14 protein-coding genes, 4 tRNA genes and 2 pseudogenes are annotated in these 16,078 nt (G+C 52.8%); 12 read left to right on the plus strand and 8 right to left on the minus strand.

Annotation, left to right across the window (positions count from 1 at the left end):
• Window positions 1-187 precede the first annotated feature (187 nt).
• The 4 genes from MF6394_RS02795 to MF6394_RS02810 all read left to right on the plus strand — a co-directional run bounded on the left by MF6394_RS02795 (window position 188) and on the right by MF6394_RS02810 (window position 695).
• Window positions 188-263: transfer RNA gene (locus MF6394_RS02795), tRNA-Asn, on the plus strand.
• Window positions 264-272: 9 nt separating this feature from the next.
• Window positions 273-349: transfer RNA gene (locus MF6394_RS02800), tRNA-Pro, on the plus strand.
• 5 nt (window positions 350-354) lie between these two features.
• Window positions 355-430, plus strand: a tRNA-Lys gene (locus MF6394_RS02805).
• A 188-nt stretch (window positions 431-618) separates the two neighbouring features.
• Window positions 619-695, plus strand: a tRNA-Pro gene (locus tag MF6394_RS02810).
• A 169-nt stretch (window positions 696-864) separates the two neighbouring features.
• On the opposite strand, the gene MF6394_RS02815 is transcribed toward MF6394_RS02810, so the two are convergent.
• Together MF6394_RS02815 and mobH are read right to left on the minus strand one after the other, a co-directional pair.
• Complete coding sequence (locus tag MF6394_RS02815; protein WP_008432853.1) at window positions 865-2,184, minus strand: site-specific integrase; 1,320 nt, start codon at window positions 2,182-2,184, stop codon at window positions 865-867.
• Window positions 2,181-4,067 carry a MobH family relaxase gene (gene mobH / locus MF6394_RS02820; RefSeq protein ID WP_044270808.1) on the minus strand — a complete coding sequence of 629 codons (1,887 nt, stop codon included), beginning with the start codon at window positions 4,065-4,067 and terminating at the stop codon, window positions 2,181-2,183. The genes MF6394_RS02815 and mobH overlap by 4 nt, the downstream gene beginning before the upstream one ends.
• A 205-nt stretch (window positions 4,068-4,272) precedes the next feature.
• On the opposite strand from mobH, the gene MF6394_RS02825 reads away from it, so the two are divergent.
• Complete coding sequence (locus MF6394_RS02825; RefSeq protein WP_019821334.1) at window positions 4,273-4,761, plus strand: hypothetical protein; 489 nt, start codon at window positions 4,273-4,275, stop codon at window positions 4,759-4,761.
• Between the two features lie 235 nt (window positions 4,762-4,996).
• Window positions 4,997-5,320 carry an Ac45/VOA1 transmembrane domain-containing protein gene (locus MF6394_RS02830; protein ID WP_008432855.1) on the plus strand — a complete coding sequence of 108 codons (324 nt, stop codon included), beginning with the start codon at window positions 4,997-4,999 and terminating at the stop codon, window positions 5,318-5,320.
• Window positions 5,321-5,352: 32 nt separating this feature from the next.
• On the opposite strand, the gene MF6394_RS02835 is transcribed toward MF6394_RS02830, so the two are convergent.
• From MF6394_RS02835 to MF6394_RS02855, 5 genes are read right to left on the minus strand one after another with little or no spacing between them, the layout of a single operon-like run.
• Complete coding sequence (locus MF6394_RS02835) at window positions 5,353-6,867, minus strand: conjugal transfer protein TraG N-terminal domain-containing protein (protein ID WP_008432856.1); 1,515 nt, start codon at window positions 6,865-6,867, stop codon at window positions 5,353-5,355.
• Complete coding sequence (locus MF6394_RS02840) at window positions 6,864-7,244, minus strand: hypothetical protein (RefSeq protein ID WP_008432858.1); 381 nt, start codon at window positions 7,242-7,244, stop codon at window positions 6,864-6,866. The genes MF6394_RS02835 and MF6394_RS02840 overlap by 4 nt, the downstream gene beginning before the upstream one ends.
• 8 nt (window positions 7,245-7,252) lie before the next feature.
• Window positions 7,253-8,614 carry an integrating conjugative element protein gene (locus MF6394_RS02845; protein ID WP_024073345.1) on the minus strand — a complete coding sequence of 454 codons (1,362 nt, stop codon included), beginning with the start codon at window positions 8,612-8,614 and terminating at the stop codon, window positions 7,253-7,255.
• Window positions 8,615-8,634: 20 nt separating this feature from the next.
• A complete protein-coding gene (locus MF6394_RS02850; protein ID WP_008432863.1) occupies window positions 8,635-9,576 on the minus strand; it encodes a TIGR03756 family integrating conjugative element protein in 942 nt (313 codons plus the stop codon).
• Window positions 9,573-10,001, minus strand: coding sequence for a TIGR03757 family integrating conjugative element protein (locus MF6394_RS02855; protein ID WP_008432865.1), 429 nt, complete (start codon window positions 9,999-10,001; stop codon window positions 9,573-9,575). The genes MF6394_RS02850 and MF6394_RS02855 overlap by 4 nt, the downstream gene beginning before the upstream one ends.
• Window positions 10,002-10,949: 948 nt before the next feature.
• On the opposite strand from MF6394_RS02855, the gene MF6394_RS02865 reads away from it, so the two are divergent.
• The 5 genes from MF6394_RS02865 to tnpA all read left to right on the plus strand — a co-directional run bounded on the left by MF6394_RS02865 (window position 10,950) and on the right by tnpA (window position 14,701).
• Window positions 10,950-11,282 carry a DUF2790 domain-containing protein gene (locus MF6394_RS02865; RefSeq protein ID WP_008432869.1) on the plus strand — a complete coding sequence of 111 codons (333 nt, stop codon included), beginning with the start codon at window positions 10,950-10,952 and terminating at the stop codon, window positions 11,280-11,282.
• Window positions 11,283-11,499: 217 nt separating this feature from the next.
• Window positions 11,500-12,825 (plus strand): OprD family porin, encoded by a 1,326-nt coding sequence (locus tag MF6394_RS02870; protein ID WP_008432871.1) that lies wholly within the window; start codon window positions 11,500-11,502, stop codon window positions 12,823-12,825.
• Between the two features lie 219 nt (window positions 12,826-13,044).
• Window positions 13,045-13,320 (plus strand): metal/formaldehyde-sensitive transcriptional repressor, encoded by a 276-nt coding sequence (locus tag MF6394_RS02875; protein WP_024073346.1) that lies wholly within the window; start codon window positions 13,045-13,047, stop codon window positions 13,318-13,320.
• A gap of 11 nt (window positions 13,321-13,331) precedes the next feature.
• Window positions 13,332-14,354, plus strand: coding sequence for a CDF family Co(II)/Ni(II) efflux transporter DmeF (gene dmeF / locus MF6394_RS02880; protein WP_078466173.1), 1,023 nt, complete (start codon window positions 13,332-13,334; stop codon window positions 14,352-14,354).
• A 41-nt stretch (window positions 14,355-14,395) separates the two neighbouring features.
• On the plus strand, window positions 14,396-14,701 hold the full coding sequence (gene tnpA / locus MF6394_RS02885) for an IS66-like element accessory protein TnpA (RefSeq protein ID WP_047302739.1): 306 nt from the start codon (window positions 14,396-14,398) through the stop codon (window positions 14,699-14,701).
• Window positions 14,702-14,763: 62 nt separating this feature from the next.
• Here tnpA and MF6394_RS02890 read toward each other — a convergent pair.
• Window positions 14,764-15,327, minus strand: a pseudogene (locus MF6394_RS02890) (IS30 family transposase); the annotation flags it as partial.
• A 326-nt stretch (window positions 15,328-15,653) separates the two neighbouring features.
• Here MF6394_RS02890 and MF6394_RS35100 point away from each other — a divergent pair.
• Window positions 15,654-15,983: pseudogene (locus MF6394_RS35100) on the plus strand (PAS domain-containing protein); the annotation flags it as partial.
• Window positions 15,984-16,078 lie beyond the last annotated feature (95 nt).

Here is a 16,078-nt window from a genome sequence, read left to right on the forward strand (position 1 = left end):
TCAGCCCACGGGTTTCTTCTCCCCAAGAAGAAATCAGAAAGAAGCGCAAATCATTGTCTTAAAAGCAATTTAAAGGGTTGACAGGGGTTTTTAAGATTGTAGAATAGCGCGCCTCAGAGACGCTAACGTAGCGATACGGACAGGGTCGAAGAGGAAGCAACACAGCAGTAACTTTGAAATATGTAGTTCCGTGATAGCTCAGTCGGTAGAGCAAATGACTGTTAATCATTGGGTCCCAGGTTCGAGTCCTGGTCACGGAGCCAATTTCAAACCGGGGTATAGCGCAGTCCGGTAGCGCGCCTGCTTTGGGAGCAGGATGTCGGGAGTTCGAATCCCCCTACCCCGACCATATTTGGGTCGTTAGCTCAGTTGGTAGAGCAGTTGGCTTTTAACCAATTGGTCGTAGGTTCGAATCCCACACGACCCACCATTTTTGAGACCAGTTGACGCTGGAATCAAATCTTAGAATCAGAGGTTCTAGCTCTGATAGAGGCGGTTTTACGGTTTTGGAAAGTGTTACAGCACTTAGATATCGCCGTAGACATGCAGCCGTCTGAGGCGAACAGTAGTTTCGGTTCGTCATGATGTCAATGTGCATAGGCTTTGCGATGCGCATTCCGGGGTATAGCGCAGTCCGGTAGCGCGCCTGCTTTGGGAGCAGGATGTCGGGAGTTCGAATCCCCCTACCCCGACCATATTTAATGAAAAAGGCGTCTTTATGACGCCTTTTTTTGTGCCTTGAGCAAAGTCGTACCGTTCGTCTGGAAAAAATCCGGATTTCGACCTGGTTCTTTATTCCGGGCATGCGAAAGCCTCTGGCCAACCAGAATTCCCTATAGCCAGTGCGCTTTGATTATGAGCGTACTAGGGCGATGCTCTGGAAAATGATGAGCTTCGCATTGAATGCTCAGTTGAGGTGCGTTTCCTGAATGTGCCGACACCAAGCCCGCTCGCCATTAGCGTCAATAGTAGACTCTGCTCTACTTGATCTACTGGTGGGTCCATAGAGCATGTCATTGACTCGCGATGCAGTTGCGCAGATGCGAGCTCGAGAGCCTTCTGTAGCGCGCTTCGGCCAGTCGACTTGGTCCGCCGATCAATACTGACCTCTGTGCTGCTAGATTGTTGTGGAGCTGGCAGCTTCTTGGGCTCTGGTTGAGCGGTTTCCTGTGAATGCACACCTATTTTGGCGGGTAAGGGGGCAGAGGGTTTGCCACTTGGATCAACCCGTGTCACTCGGCTCAGAGCGCCCTGAGCCCGACTCCGCTCATGTAGAACAGCACGCATATGGTCGTAGTCCGCCTCTATGTAATTCATCGTTGTCGCTAGATTCGAATGATTCAGCAGGCTTTTCGTGAGATGAATGTTTCGCTCAGGCTGCTTCATCAAGTCTGTTGCTAATGTGTGCCTGAAGCGGTGAGGGGTCATGCGCACGCCGATCTTATCGGTGAGCTTGCCGTACATTGACTCCACCTGGTCGATGTTCATTTCCTTGCCATGGAAGTGACGAGAGAATCTGTTGACGTTGAACAGCTGATCGTCTGGTGAAAAACCGATTTTCTCGGCCTCCCCCAAGATCCTGGATAAGTGTGGAGCGAGTCCTTCCATAATGGGGAGGAAAAACTCCCGATGGGTCTTCTCTGTTTCACCGCGGACCAAGATCATCTGGCTGTCCCAGTCGATATCTTTGTAACGCAGGCACAGCAGGGCATTCAGACGTATGCCTGTGTAATAAAACATCTCGAAGACGCTGAGCCAGAACCAGGCAGGTGTGATCTGGCTACGTTCATGCGTACAACGTTCTTGGCCTACAAGGGATATGAGCCAGTTGCGTGCTCGTTGGATGGCGTCTCCATTGATTGTCTTGCTGGCTCGCTTTGGTGGGATAACGCTGGTTTTCTTGAATGGGTTGATCGTGGTATGGGTCATCAGGCCGTGTTCTATGGCGTAGCCCCAAACAGTTCGAAGGTGATTTGAATAGGTGTTCCAGCTGCGTTTGGATAATCCGTTCTCAAGGACTTTTTTTCGCCATGTCAGAACCGCACGATGATCGATCTCCTCAACTGAGGCCGTTCGGAAATGCTTGAGTAGTGCTTTGGTCGAGGCGCGATAGATCTTTGCACTGGCAGGCCGCAGATCATGGGCAAAGATGTATTCCTCCGTCAGATTCGAGGGCGTCGTCATTGTGGCGGCTCCGTTGCTTCTGACTTCAAGGACAGGCTGATATTGTCGAAAGGGACCTCAGAGAAGATTGTTCGCGGGTCTAGTAGTAAGTACCCCTTGAGCTGCTTGGATTTTCGAGGTCCAACAACGTCACAGGTCCAAATATTCAAACTCTTATGCGTTTTTCGATGAAGTTTCTGTTTCTCGAAACTACGTTGAACCAGCTGCCAGGCGCTGACTTGCTGTACTTTGGCTTGCTGTTCGATATGGGGGAATTCAAGGACGTAGCGTTTGAAAATTCCAGGCGTTACCAGCATAGCGGTCCCTGCTACGGTATGAACCAGCGCTTTGGTATCGTTGATAATGATGGTCCGGGATGCGATGCCTTTCTTAAGCCATTCAACAAATCCCTGACCGATCTCGGTGTTATTGCTAGGCATCGGAGTGACTTCTTCGATTATTGCTAAAGGCGCACCTCCTTGATTGGAGGTTTGGGAAGGCTGGATTTCATCCAGTTTCGGAGGCGCGGTATGTGCCGCTGAGACCGCTTTGTTTTTGGTGTCTTCTGATGGCTCATTGATGTTACCAAGGAGCGCCAGTAGCTCGTCAAATTCATCTGTACTGCTCGAGGAATGCTGAGGTAGTTCGAACGGTGATGGCTGTGCCGGTGCTAAAGGCGCCGGCACAGGGCTGGATTGAATTTCCGAAGGCAACTTTTTGGCCGGTGTGGCGACGGTATTTTCAGCTGCAGAGTCTTCTACCGGGTTGCCAGCTTCTACCTCAAGAGTCCCAGCGTAAGCTGTGGGCCGATCACTTGGATCATTCCAGATCAGTGCCGGTGAGAGCTTCAGCAGGGTGAAGGTGTTTCGCCAGCCACGACCATTGTCTATCGTGGCTTTCCAGATTGCCTTGTCTTGGGCATTGGTTTGGATTACCCCCTGATCTTGCAGCATGTTGAAGAAAGGCGCATTCGTACTGGGTACACCTTCAACGCCTTTGGTCAGCAAATAGGCTCGCAATTGATCAGCAATAGGCTTGCTAACCAGCCAAAGAGCATCCTGTGTCAGCCATCCATCTGACTGTCCATCGGGTTGATTCAGTTTGAATGTATCTCGGACCAGGTGACGCAACCCATCTGCTAATTGACGCTGCAAAGACTGTTTGGGCGCGGACAGCGCGCGGGCTGGATTTCCACCGAGCTCCTGTGCGACGGACGCCTGATCGGCCTTGACCACGATCTCTCCCAAAATGCCGGCATGTTCGTACTGACCAGCCAAAATGAAGATTAACTGCGACCACACTTCGGGGAAATTACTGAGCCAATCTAAGATTTCTGAGGAGAGGATCTGCGCGTAGATCAGTGCGGCAGCGGCTCCGTGAAGTTGGTAGTTGCGTCCTTTCACGTAACGGAATCGATAGGGACGATCGATTGGGCCGTGCCACGGGTGCCAGGTTTTACCTCCTGCCAGCTCGACGTGCACGTCGACGGCGATCTTGCCGAGGTCGTGTATCAGAGCGCCGTAAGCCGCGGCGGCAGTCCAGGCCTCAGCCTGTGCTGATTGAGACTCCGGCGGTGCGCCTATAGGAAGCAGGTAGCTCTGTCGAATTTTCAAGGCATAGGCGACGATTTCAAGCCCGTGATCCAGCATGCCGCCAGGGTGTGCATGATGGTGGTTTTGCGAAGCAGGGAGCTGCTGGACCAACTCCGCGTAGCGCTCAAGTGGACGCCTATAGAGCTCGACAAACTGTGAGCGAGATAACGATGCGCGCTGCCAAATGTTCTCCAGTAGTTTCTGACGGCGCGGCGATGCCAGTAGTGCTTGGCTAGAGGCCGGCTGTATAAAACCGTTAGGGGAGGGGCTTTGGGCGGGTAGCGCTTTATTGCGGCGGAAAATAGAGAACATCGCCTGCTCCGTAAATGATTCATGGGGCAGGCTTTTCTCCTATCAAAGGGGGGGCGAGCAAGGGGAAAGGATCACTGGTTGCCTCGGGTATTTCTTTTGGCGAAGAGCCATCTTTCTATGGTGGTGACGGAGAAAGGAATGCAGAATTATCGTCGTTTCGGTCTAAGGGCACGGGGCCGCAGATCGACTATGTGAGGAAAAAATGATGGTTTCACTTCGCTACGCTACGAAATCAACCTCAGATAATGTTTGGGCACTTTGTGATTTGATACGTGACAATAAGTGTGATGAGATCATTCTTTTTGCTAGTGTAGGGAATGATCTTGATGATGAGGAAGCAAGGTGGGACAACAACCTTCCTCTGGTTGTCGCCTTAGCTAAATATATTATTCCTCACGTTGATAGCGTCTTGGTCATTTTTGATGGAGTGTTTCTAACCGCTGCGCGTTCCGCTCGTTATGGTGAAGTACGTGAACTGCTGGATGTAGCTATTGCGTCTGACAAGGTTTATTACTCTGGGCAGAGAGCCCCACTTACTAGCGAAATGACTCCTGACGAGGCTGTTTCAACTCTTATTAATTTAGGTTCTATCCAACCGTTGACGGTTGAGTCCAGAGCTGAATACTTTTCTTTGCTTAGTAATTTTACAGAAGACGAGTTAGTTGAAGTTTATTCGACTCGCGAGATGCGTTGATGAGATTGGACCTTTTTCCCGCTGAAAGCGGCCCTTTCGGGTAAGGCTTTTACCCTTGTGAACCATTCCATTCGCTTCTACAAAACCTTTTACCTTTTGGGCCATTTTTGTTGTGAAAGGGGGGCATCTGGTGCTGAAGGCAAAGGCCGTTTGTCTCATGATCTTGCAGCATAGAAAAATCGGTATTATAAGTAATGTCAAATCGCCCCTAGACCGGGTAAGAAGGAGACGCACCATGACCGCACAGACCTCTCAGGGAGTAGCAAGTCGCTTAGGCTATGGCCTGGGTCAGGCTGCGCGCCTCGTTTGGTGCAGTCAGAACCGTACCCTGCGTTGGGTCAAGCGTCTGGTTGTGGCTGCCGTACTCCTATATTTTTCTGCAGACATTTTCAGCGGGATTATCAGCGTTGCAGTATTTACCTTGGTTTTGGGTGGAGGGCTCTGGGCGTTGAATCACAGACCTACGCCTCGCAGAAACCAGATAGAGTATGGTCAATGCTATGGCCCCGATGGCTATGGGTACTATGTTGCTGGTCAACGTGTAGACGACGATGATTAAGGGTCTCATATCAATGATATGAGACCCTTACGTTACATAACGCTACGTTTGACAGTATTCACCCCTTCCTGACCTGCCTTTTGAACATCTTTTGTTCCGCTGGTAAGGCCTTCCAATGCTTTTCCTGCGCTCACCCCTGCCCATCCCAGCGCGCCCATCCAAAACACTGGCAGGATGATGAACATCGAGCCCATCACGAAGTTTAAGATTGCGTCCTGGGTGGCAGTGTTCAAACCCATCACAGGATCAAATGATAAATGCGGAGAACCGGCTCCATATAAAGCGTCCAATATCGTGGTATCGACCCATCTAGCCAGTTGAAACCAAAAGTCCACGAATATCAGAGCGAAAAAAACAACGGACATAGTCATGGCCACTTTTAGTTGGTAAGCCCCGACGATTAGCACCAAGGGAATGCAAATCACCATCGCCATTTTCAAGAACGCCATGACCATCGGTAGCGCCTGGCGAACCATGTCCATCGCTGGAAAATAGGCCATAGATCCTAATGCAACCCCGAGAGTCCCCGCTGCCCGGGCTGCACCATTCCACACAGTTCCGTCGATTTGTCCCCCGTAGTCCGTATAAACATCCCCTTTCACCTGGTTCGACGGCGAGACCAGTTGCCGGACAAGCGAGTCAGTGACTTCGTCCGGGGACAACCACTTTGCCCAGCCGAGCATTTTGGTCATGAGGTCCGGCGACACTTGAGCCTTGATACGGTCCCGCAGTCCCACTCCGCTATCTGACCACCATTGTTTGCAAGTTGGATAGCCCCCACCTCCACCCACTTGTGGTAAACCCACATCACGAGATGCGTTATAGGGCCATGATGCCCTTGGAGTTTTGGAGTAGTCCGTGTCGTAATAACCCGAGGTGTTCAATAAATAGTGCGAACCAATCCAGCTGAGTTCCTGCGCAAAACGAGGGTCATTCCCTTGCGCTCCCAATTCGGGTTGGCGCATGAATAATCTGGCACGGGAGGGTCCATAGCAATCGTGCGTAAAGTCGCCAATTTCCTGAGCCAATAGCGGGTTGTTGATCTTGGTGTTGCTAACTTCCATGCGTACTTGCCGTAAATCAGTCCCGCAGGGAATTGCTGCTACAGCGCCATTGGTTAATCCCTTTGATAATGCATGCATTAATGCCCACCACATGGGCATCTGGGCACTCTTTCCTGCCAGTGAGCTGAATGTTGTGTTCCAGCCTGTGTCTGTGGGTTTAGGTAAGTTGTATTGACATTGCTGAGCTCTACTCTGGTCAAATGCCAAGGTATCAAAACTCACATTGACGGCTGGTACAGCGAAGAATGCGACTACGATGTAGCCAACGTAGATATTGGTTTCGATACGTGCCAGTGAGAGAACGCCTTTGTTGCCCTCATCGGCCCCCTCACCACGGACTTTCAGCCACTCTCGAATAACGATGATGCAGAAGGGGAGGGCGAATAGACCGGTATCTGAAATCATCGCCCAGATACCATTGTTGATGATCCAACCGACCAACGTCAGGTAGTACTCTAAATAGTCATTGGTGTAGAGCGTCACAGAACACCCCCTGCCTGATACAGCACCTTGCTCAGTTCAACCATCAGAAATAATAAGATCACCATTATCTCGATCTTCAACAGGCCTTTGCGCCGTTTCGAGCGTTCTGAGTTCGATAACCGTACCTTGAATTTGAACCAGGCAACGGTCAGTGCGATATAAAGCATTAGGCGCCAGGTAAAGAGCGGCCAATAGTGGTCGGTGCGCCAGGCTTGCCATTGCTCGGCGCTGTCGAACATGTTCATCAGGACAGCGCTGAGTAGGACTACGAGGGCGGCAGTCGCGAGCAAAACACCCAGAACAAGCAGAATGCTCCTCCCGGTTCGTCGAACCAGCGAACGGTTGGGAGCGGCGACAGGCTCCTGTATTTCGGTCATGGCCTTTCTCACTGTTTGTTCTGGGCGGGTGACTGCAACTGGTCCAATCGATTCGTTTCTGGGGCTCCCGGGGACACGCCACGAGAGTCTTCTGCCCGTGCTTTGCTGCGTTCAATGATGGTCAGAGGCGAGTTCTTCGCGAGCTGCTGACGCATGTCCAGTTCCATTTTGAGGTTGCCGATCTCCTGTTGCAGCGAGGAGCTCTGCTGGCCGACTGCCTGGACGGCGAGGTCATTAGCCGCGACGTTCGGTTCCCGACTGCCTGCCATCAAGGTGCGCTGTAGGGTCAGAGCTTTCTCCAACACATCGGACAACGCGACTTCGGAGGCAAGCCGGCGAGCGAGTACGTCCTGGTCGCGCTCATCCTTGAGTGCTGCTACAACGCCTCGGGTGATGGGTAACGAGTTGCTGCTCGCTGCTTCCAGGTTTTCTAGCGACAGCGTTTTGCTTCCGCTCAGCAGTTCCTGCAGGGCCTTCAGCTTGGTGTCGTACGTTTCCTGGATCAGCGGCGTGAGGCCGACGCCTGCGGCTGTCACCGTTTTAGGGCAACTGTCACAGGTCTGCTGTTGTTGTTCACCCAGGACACGATTGGCAAAGGTGGTGGCTTCCTGGGGCGATGACCAGACATTGCACACCATGCCGTTGTTGCAGTTCGCTTTACTGATGGATGCGGTGTCGCCGGCCGCGCGCTTGTTCAGAAGGTTGTAGCCCGCCTTGGTGACGTCGCCTACGATACGAATTGGCTTCTGACCGGAACCACCTGCTCTATCACCACCAACCCAAGTGACGCCATCGTTTCCACCTTTCTTTTCGACTTGTTCCACCGCCGACACTGCGTCTGTGTTGGATGTTAGCGCCTGACTCATAGCCTGACCTTCAGCAAGCTTGCCCCAGCCCATTTGGTTACCGGCGATATCCGCCATCTTTTCGCCAATGGCGCGGCAGGTGCCTTTGGAGCGGTCGAAGTCCAGGCGGGCCTGCAAAATGCCGTTGGTGATGAGGTTGTATAGCGCCGGGTTCGCACGTTGAAGAATCAGTGCCGGCAGCGAAGCCACGGCGCTGGTGGCGCTCTGTACCACCGAGCTCATGATGTTTTTGAAGCCGGAAGTGGCACCATTCAATTGGTTTTCAAGGGTTGTGCTCAGGCTCATGTTTCCGCAGATTAGATTGGTATTCCAACCGCCTCCCACAGAAATACTATCCATGTTGCCTGCGCTCCCCATGGTGACTGCGTTGCCGCCGCCAATGCTATACAGCACGTTGTCCCCAATGACGCTTCCGGAGGAGGAGACGTTGATTGGATCAGCAGAGAGCGCTATTGCACTGCTGAGGCTGCAGGCGAGCCCTATCGCCAAGGTAGTGAGTTTCATGCTTTGCTCCGATCGCTGTTTCATTGGAAGTCCGTACTGCCGAGGAAGGTCTGTCCTCGACGCTGGCAACACGAATAAGGGCGCCAGAGTGCCCAGGCGTAGCCGCCATCCTGCGCATCGATGTTCGGATCGATGGTGGGAAAGGTTGCGCAAGTCGGGTTGAGGACTGGGGTGAGCTCTTGCCACTTACCAGTGGAGGCGTCACCTTCGCGTAGCGGCCCTGCGGGCCAGTAACCGGGGTAGGGAAGGGCGAGCATCGGCAAGTAGACATGGACCTGGCCTGGGCGGGTAACCACGTCGCCGGCACGCTGCGCAATAACTGCGCCCGTTTTGTAGTCGTCAGTCTGGTTAAGGAAGCCGCTACGCGGGTAGACGTTCCCCCAGCTGCTTGCTGAGAGCAGGCTACCGACTTCGCGCATGCCCGGAATGAGTGCTTCGGGGTATACGGATTCCGGGACGCCGTATCGCCAAGCAATGGGGTCAAGGGTGCTCAGAAAGTAAGGCACAAGCGGTAAGGTTGCGCCTTTGCATACATAGCCCGAGGCGCTGGCAAACTGACTCAACGCCGCACCACCTGGATGGCCGATGACATCGGCTTCCTTAAATTTGATGATGTTGTTCTCTGCAACGTGATTGGTAGTGCCGTCGTTGCCCGCTTGGGCCATCGGATTCGGGGTGCCAAGAGGTGACATCTCTATCCAAGGGTTCATCCCGGTATTCGCATATGCAGACACCACAGCGTCCGGTACGTAGTGACGAACCTTGGTCGAGGTTTTGACTTTGCATCCGAATGGCGTGCAGAGCAGCCAATAGCAGATGCCGACCACTTTGTACTCCAGGCAGGTTGGTGACAGGGTCGAGGCAATAATCGCTGCCGAGTTGATCGCAGCCGATGCACTGAATGACAGGCTGAAAGTGATAGCCAGCGACAAAGGCCGGATCGCAAAACGTGAGCGTCTCATCGTGACAGGCTCCGTGCTCGTTCAATCAACGCGACGGCTTTAGCTGCGTCAGGCTCGCCGTACACGACGTAGCGACGATCTACGACCACGGCTGGGAGTTTTTCGACTCGCAGGCTCCAGGCGTCTATGACGCCCTGCTGGGCTTGGGCCAACTCGTTTTGCAGATGCTTCCCTGCAGGGCTGACAAGGTAGCGTTGAATGGCCGCTTCTGCCTGGCGTGGATCGGCGGGTAGTTGGTTGGAAAGTTGTTCTTCAAGGCGCTGCTGATCATCCAGGAAGATGACGCGAGCGCCAGAAGGTGCGGATACTGGATGTGCTCGGTTTGTAATGACCCACGTCTCCGCGTGGGACGCAGTTGACAAGAACAGTAGCAGTGAAAACAGCCAGCGCCGCGTTTCGCTAATGTGGGTAAGGATCTGGAGCATGGCACCGTACCTGATATGGATTCAGGTACAGAAGACCGGATGGCTGTCTTGAGCGCAGTAAGAAATAGGAATTTGGAAGCTTTGGGTATTTGAGAGCGACGAATTCGTGTGGGTTGGATTAGAGATGGCACTTGGTCGGCTCAAATTGACGACGCAGTGAGTACGCAGTTAACTGGCTATCCACACAGCAAGAGTTCAAGCCAAGTTTATGAGGCGACCCTTCTTGGCCCCATCGCCGCCGATGGTCCACAGTACGCCAGTCGGACGAGTCTCGCCACCGCCCCACGACATAACGAAAAATCACTTCTATTGAAGCTTCGGGCGACATCAACGGCAAAATGCTCGCCCTGCCGATATCGTCAGCGGGTTTGGTCGTGCTGGAGAAAACAACCTCAAGATTCGAAGGCTTTATCTTTATCCTTGGGCAGGCAGTAGTTTGTGCTGTCCTGCTTGAGATCCTTCACGATCAAATGTTGCAAACGGAGCGCCTGCTGCACAGCTTCAATGTCATCTTCGATGACGTTAAGGATAAGATAAAAACCTATCCTCCGAGACCGTATTGCTGTTAAAGACCATCCTGCCGATTGCGTTTTCGGTGCTCTACGTAGTGCCTAATTTCCGCAGCCCATGAGGCTTTTGTGACACGTTCGTAGTCTCATTTAGCTACGCCCAAACGATTCATCCGCCTGTAGCGGTCAAAGCCGCTTTTCATAATAGGAAGATATGCATTTTTATAAAAAATCTCTAGATGCTCCAGGTGGGATACGAGTTGATTTCTGATGGTCGTATGATGCATTCAGCGTGCTCTGCCAATAAAGCTAAACTTTAAATAGTTGAACTCACGAGCTCTACGAGAGGCCTTACAGATATGTAATATTCGCGGCAGCTTCCTGAAAGGCATCACTGGTTATCCTCTAGTCAGAAGTAAGTGAGCACTAGGAGAAAATCATGAAATTATTAAAAGTTGTTTTTGCCGCTTCCATCTTGACCATGTCTTCTTTGGCCATGGCTGAAGGAGGTGGTGACCGTGTTTATGGTCGAATGATGCAAGAGAACCAGAAGGCGATGGAGCAGTACGCCTTAGAAAACGGAAAGGCGACACCTGAAGTTGTTCATTATGAATACGGAATGAACCTCGATGTCCAGAAGGTAATCAGTACCACTCAAGCCAATAAAACCTGTGGCGTAGCCCCTTCGCGCATGACCTATGAAGATTCGGCGGGCAAGCTCAACACCTTGGAATACAAGGTTATGGGTACTAACTGCCCTCACGGAAGTTAATTAGCGTTAGCCCTGACTGCGCAAGGTTGTTCGGTATGTTTTGAGCCTGCTTGCTGTTCGCTGACACAGAAGTAATTTTCAGGTCACGCTGGAGTTATCTATTGTATGAAATTATGTCTGCCGGCACGTAGGAGAAATCCTCACGTGCTGGTGGCTTTTATAATTATAAAAAATATTTCATAAAGAAACTCTGCCAAGCTAAAGCCTGGAGTGTTAAATGAACAATAAAAGCATTTATGGTCTTTCTCTCATTTCCCTTGGCATGAGCATGGGGCAAGTTGCAGTAGCTGTGGAGCAAAAGCCTGAAGGGTTCATTGAGGGGAGCACCTTTAGTATTCTCAATCGGAATCTCTATCTCAATCGTGATTATCGAAAGGGTCAATCAAGCCCCACGGGCAATGGTTACTCAGCCGAATGGGCTCATGGCATCATTGGCCGATTCGAATCAGGCTTTACTCAAGGTACCGTAGGCTTCGGCATTGATGCGTTTGCAATGGAAGGCCTCAAGCTCGATTCAGGTGATGGTCGCTCGGGAGCCCGTAGCTCAGTCGATGTCTTGCCGCACAATAGCAAAGGCCAACCTGAAGACTCCTACTCAAAAGTAGGCGGGGCCGCAAAAGTGCGTTTCCTGGATACAGTCGTCAAGGTAGGCGACGTATTTCCATCGACGCCTGTCGTTGCCTATGGGGATTCCCGACTTCTCCCGGAGAGTTTCCGGGGTGCAACGTTCACTAATACCAGCATCAAAGGCCTGACCCTTCAGGGGGGCCGGCTGCATGCGATGAGCCAACCCAATTCCAGTAGCATGCGTGACGGCTTTTCAACTTTTTACGCCGGTGTAGTAGATGCTCCATGGATCGCTTATCTAGGGGGCGATTACACGGTCAATGAACACGTAGGTGTGAGTCTTTACACCAGCCAATTCAAGGATGTGTGGAACCAATACTACGCGGGCACCACATTGAGCTATCCACTCTCAGAAAGCGTATCGCTAATTGGCGGCTTTAATTACTACCGAGCGGTTGATGAGGGTGAAAAACTTCTGGGAAGCTTCGATAACAAGATCTGGAGCGGCAAGACCGGGGTCAAATTCGGAGCGCACGCCGTGACCGTTGGTTACCAGCGCAATAATGGTAACGACGACTTTGACTACCTTCGCCAGTCCGACTCAATTTTTTTGGATAACTCCATTCAGTACAGCGATTTCAACTCACCGAAAGAGCAATCCTTGCAGCTGCGCTACGATCTAGATATGCAGGCTTTCGGCATCCCCGGTCTGAGCTTCATGACCCGCTACGCTAAGGGTTGGGATGCGGACTATTCCAACGCAAACAGCGTGTACATGCGTCGCGGAGCGGACGGTGCCCCATTGCAGGACCAAAAGCGTTGGGAGCGAGACATCGAGGCTAAGTATGTCATCCAGTCAGGCTCACTGAAGGACATGTCTTTACGTGTCCGCCAAGCAACGACACGAGCTACCGATTTCGAATCTGATTTGGACGAGGTCAGACTGATTGTTGAATATCCACTGCAACTCCTTTAACGGGCATTAGCCATCGGCATCAACTGTCCGGTATCCCCGATACACCCCGTCTCCTTGTTTCTCCTTTGGTTTGGAGACGGCTTAGGCGCCCTAGTGGCGCCTTTTTTTGTGGATTGAAGAAACTGTTGGTATATCCATCCCGGCGGCGAGCGTCCCTGGGGTTGTATGGCTGATTGGAACGTGTGAACATACTCTCAATATAGGTAGGGGGGGTATGGTATGGGTCATATGAGATCAAGCAAAGACAATCTTCTTAAGCGTGTAAAGCGAATCGCTGGGCAAGTCCAGGCGATTGAGCGAGCACTCGACTCTGATGATGACTGCTCGAAAACCCTGCTTTTGGTCGCTTCTGCCCGTGGCGCTATCAATGGGCTGATGGATGAAATTATCGAAGACCACGCTCGTGAACACGTTGCGAATCCGACACTCAGCAACGAAGAAAGAGCGAAAGGCGTCGATGAGCTTCTCGAAGCCATTCGCCGCTATTCCAAATAGGATTTGCCCAGATGAGTAATTCGTACACCGACTATTCCCACGACCATATGTTCCTGGGGAAATCACATGAAGAAAACGCCAAGCGAACCTTGTGGGTAGTGGCTCTGACCGTCGTAATGATGGTTGCTGAAATCACCGCAGGTTATCTCACTGGCTCAATGGCGTTGCTTGCTGATGGATTTCACATGGCAACACACGCTGGAGCACTTGGCATAGCCGCAGCTGCTTACGGTTACGCAAAAAGACATGCCTCAAATGCTCGCTACAGTTTTGGAACTGGCAAGGTTGGAGACTTGGGTGGCTTCGCATCTGCTCTGATTTTGGGACTGGTCTCTTTGGGAATTGCCGGAGAGTCGCTATTTCGTCTCTTTCAACCGACTCAAGTGCAATTCGGGACAGCGACTCTTATCGCAATTGTCGGATTAGCAGTGAATGTGGTGAGCGCGCTTTTGCTGTCTGGCGGTCATAATCATCACCATGGGCATGACCACGGCCAAGATGAATCTCACCATGCACATGGTCATGACAATAATCTGCGCTCTGCTTATATTCACGTCATTGCAGATGCACTGACTTCGGTTCTGGCCATCGCAGCACTGCTTGCTGGTCGTTACCTTGGTTGGGTCTGGCTCGACCCTGCAATGGGGATTGTGGGTGCAGTTGTCATCGCACGCTGGGCTTGGTCGTTGATGCGGGTGACTGCGAGTGTATTGCTAGACCAGACAGATGATCATGTCGCTGAAGAGATTCGTGAACTGGTTGAGCGACAGGGAGATGCTTCGATCATAGATCTTCATGTCTGGCAGGTAGGGCCGCAAGCCCGCGCCGCTATTGTGAGTGTTCTAGGCAGCCCAGCAGTGAATGCACAAAACATACGAGAACGGCTTGCGACAGTTCATGAGATCACTCATCTGACAGTTGAGTACCGCACGAAGCCGGGCGCTGTTTCACCCGATCAGGTCGCCGTTCAGGCGTATCCGTCCGGCCAACACACCTTCCTGGCCCCGACGCCAAAGGCGATGGTGTCCACCTGATTTAAGTGGACACCATTTCTAGCCTTTTAAGCGGGTCTTTCATGCAGCCACAACGCCGTTCCTACTCCAAATCCTTCAAGGCCCAGATTATTCAAGAGTGCGCCCAGCCCGGGGCCTCGATTGCCAGCGTTGCGCTGAGCCACAGCCTCAACGCAAACCTCGTCCATAAATGGATCCGAGTGCACACGCAGAAAGCCATGGCGCTGCAACCTGCTTTCATTCCTCTGTCCTTGCAGGCTATTGGGACAAAGTCGGATTCCGCGTCATCGACTATCTGTCTGGAAATCCCACACCCGAGCGGTACCATCAAAGTGAACTGGCCGACCGAAAGCGCCGCTGCCTGGTAGCCGACCGCGCAACACGGTGCAATATCACCATATCTACCAGGAACTGCTCTCTGTGGGTCGGCGCTGGCGCGCACCACCAACGTGCCTACAGACGAGGCGTTAGCCTTACCCTTGGTCAGGTCGCCTCCCAATACCCCGGCATCAGCCGGTCTTCGATCTCCGGCGGACGCACATGAATGCTGACCATCTCAGGGATCAGGCCGCGCCGATCCACACCGCCATAGCGCGGTCTGCGCGTCGTCTTGCTTTGGCGCAGGCAGATGATAAGCTCCTTGCGCAGTTCACCGACCGGCAGGGCATAGATCGCGTTATAGATCGTCTTGCGACAGACGTAGGCCTCTCTGAGGTTGGGAGTCTTCATGCTGCGCATGCTTGCGGGCAATCTGATCGGGAGACAAACGCTCACGCAGCAGATGGGCCACCAACTCGAAGCGCTCGCTACCCAGCAACAGCTTTCGCATCGGTCGACAAACCTAGCGGCGGGCCTGCATCTGCTGCCGGGCCGCACGGGCCGAGTAACAACCGCAGGCACCTCGATTGCGGCGCAGCTCCCGGCTGATGGTCGAAGGGGATCGGGTGATCAAGCAGGTAATCCTACGCAGGCTGAAACCTTGGGCATGACCGATTTAAATGACGCGCTCTTCAACGCTGAGTTCGGAGTAAGACATAGGGGCAGCACCGTACCGGAAAGGCCAGGTGCTGCACTCAACTTTTGCCGCCGCAGGTCGACAACTGTTTGCCAGCCCTAATACCTATCAAGGGGGAGCACTCTTCGACAGTTGTGACTAGCAGGCTGTTCACCTGTCTTTTAGCCCCCCCCTCTATGGGGGGAGCATCAAGAGGGGTGCCTGCTAATGTGAAAAAGTTTGACTAAACGATCAGCTTACAGAGCCGACTAGACCCACTGCCTCCCAGGCTATCGATGTGCCTATCATTCAGGTGAGCCCTCCCCATGCGAATCAATCAACCACTCAGCGGCCGCGAACGCAGTTTCCCAGCAGAACAGCACCTCATTTCCGCCACCGATACCCGCGGGATCATCACGTACTGCAACGACGAGTTCGCCGAGATCAGCGGATTTACCCGCGAGGAATTGGTCGGCAGCCCGCACAACCTAGTGCGTCACCCGGATATGCCGCCTGCCGTGTTCGCTCATATGTGGGACTACCTAAAATCCGGACGCAGCTGGATGGGCATCGTCAAGAACCGCTGCAAGAACGGCGATCACTATTGGGTCAGCGCCTATGTCACGCCCATCCAGGAAAACGGCCGGGTCGTCGGCTACGAGTCGGTGCGCAGCAAACCCAACAGCGAGCAGGTGCGCCGTGCCGAAGCGCTCTACGCGCGCCTGAACCAGGGGCGCCCGGCCATCGGCCG

It is taken from the genome of Pseudomonas sp. MF6394 (genome assembly GCF_002018845.1).
Lineage (GTDB): Bacteria > Pseudomonadota > Gammaproteobacteria > Pseudomonadales > Pseudomonadaceae > Aquipseudomonas > Aquipseudomonas lactis.

What these genes read in the sequence shown, in the direction of transcription:
- MF6394_RS02815 (WP_008432853.1), bottom strand. Translation starts at nt 2,184, where the DNA reads ATGACGACGCCCTCGAATCTGACGGAGGAATACATCTTTGCCCATGAT.
- mobH (WP_044270808.1), bottom strand. Translation starts at nt 4,067, where the DNA reads ATGTTCTCTATTTTCCGCCGCAATAAAGCGCTACCCGCCCAAAGCCCC.
- MF6394_RS02825 (WP_019821334.1), top strand. Translation starts at nt 4,273, where the DNA reads ATGGTTTCACTTCGCTACGCTACGAAATCAACCTCAGATAATGTTTGG.
- MF6394_RS02830 (WP_008432855.1), top strand. Translation starts at nt 4,997, where the DNA reads ATGACCGCACAGACCTCTCAGGGAGTAGCAAGTCGCTTAGGCTATGGC.
- MF6394_RS02840 (WP_008432858.1), bottom strand. Translation starts at nt 7,244, where the DNA reads ATGACCGAAATACAGGAGCCTGTCGCCGCTCCCAACCGTTCGCTGGTT.
- MF6394_RS02845 (WP_024073345.1), bottom strand. Translation starts at nt 8,614, where the DNA reads ATGAAACTCACTACCTTGGCGATAGGGCTCGCCTGCAGCCTCAGCAGT.
- MF6394_RS02850 (WP_008432863.1), bottom strand. Translation starts at nt 9,576, where the DNA reads ATGAGACGCTCACGTTTTGCGATCCGGCCTTTGTCGCTGGCTATCACT.
- MF6394_RS02855 (WP_008432865.1), bottom strand. Translation starts at nt 10,001, where the DNA reads ATGCTCCAGATCCTTACCCACATTAGCGAAACGCGGCGCTGGCTGTTT.
- MF6394_RS02865 (WP_008432869.1), top strand. Translation starts at nt 10,950, where the DNA reads ATGAAATTATTAAAAGTTGTTTTTGCCGCTTCCATCTTGACCATGTCT.
- MF6394_RS02870 (WP_008432871.1), top strand. Translation starts at nt 11,500, where the DNA reads ATGAACAATAAAAGCATTTATGGTCTTTCTCTCATTTCCCTTGGCATG.
- MF6394_RS02875 (WP_024073346.1), top strand. Translation starts at nt 13,045, where the DNA reads ATGGGTCATATGAGATCAAGCAAAGACAATCTTCTTAAGCGTGTAAAG.
- dmeF (WP_078466173.1), top strand. Translation starts at nt 13,332, where the DNA reads ATGAGTAATTCGTACACCGACTATTCCCACGACCATATGTTCCTGGGG.
- tnpA (WP_047302739.1), top strand. Translation starts at nt 14,396, where the DNA reads ATGCAGCCACAACGCCGTTCCTACTCCAAATCCTTCAAGGCCCAGATT.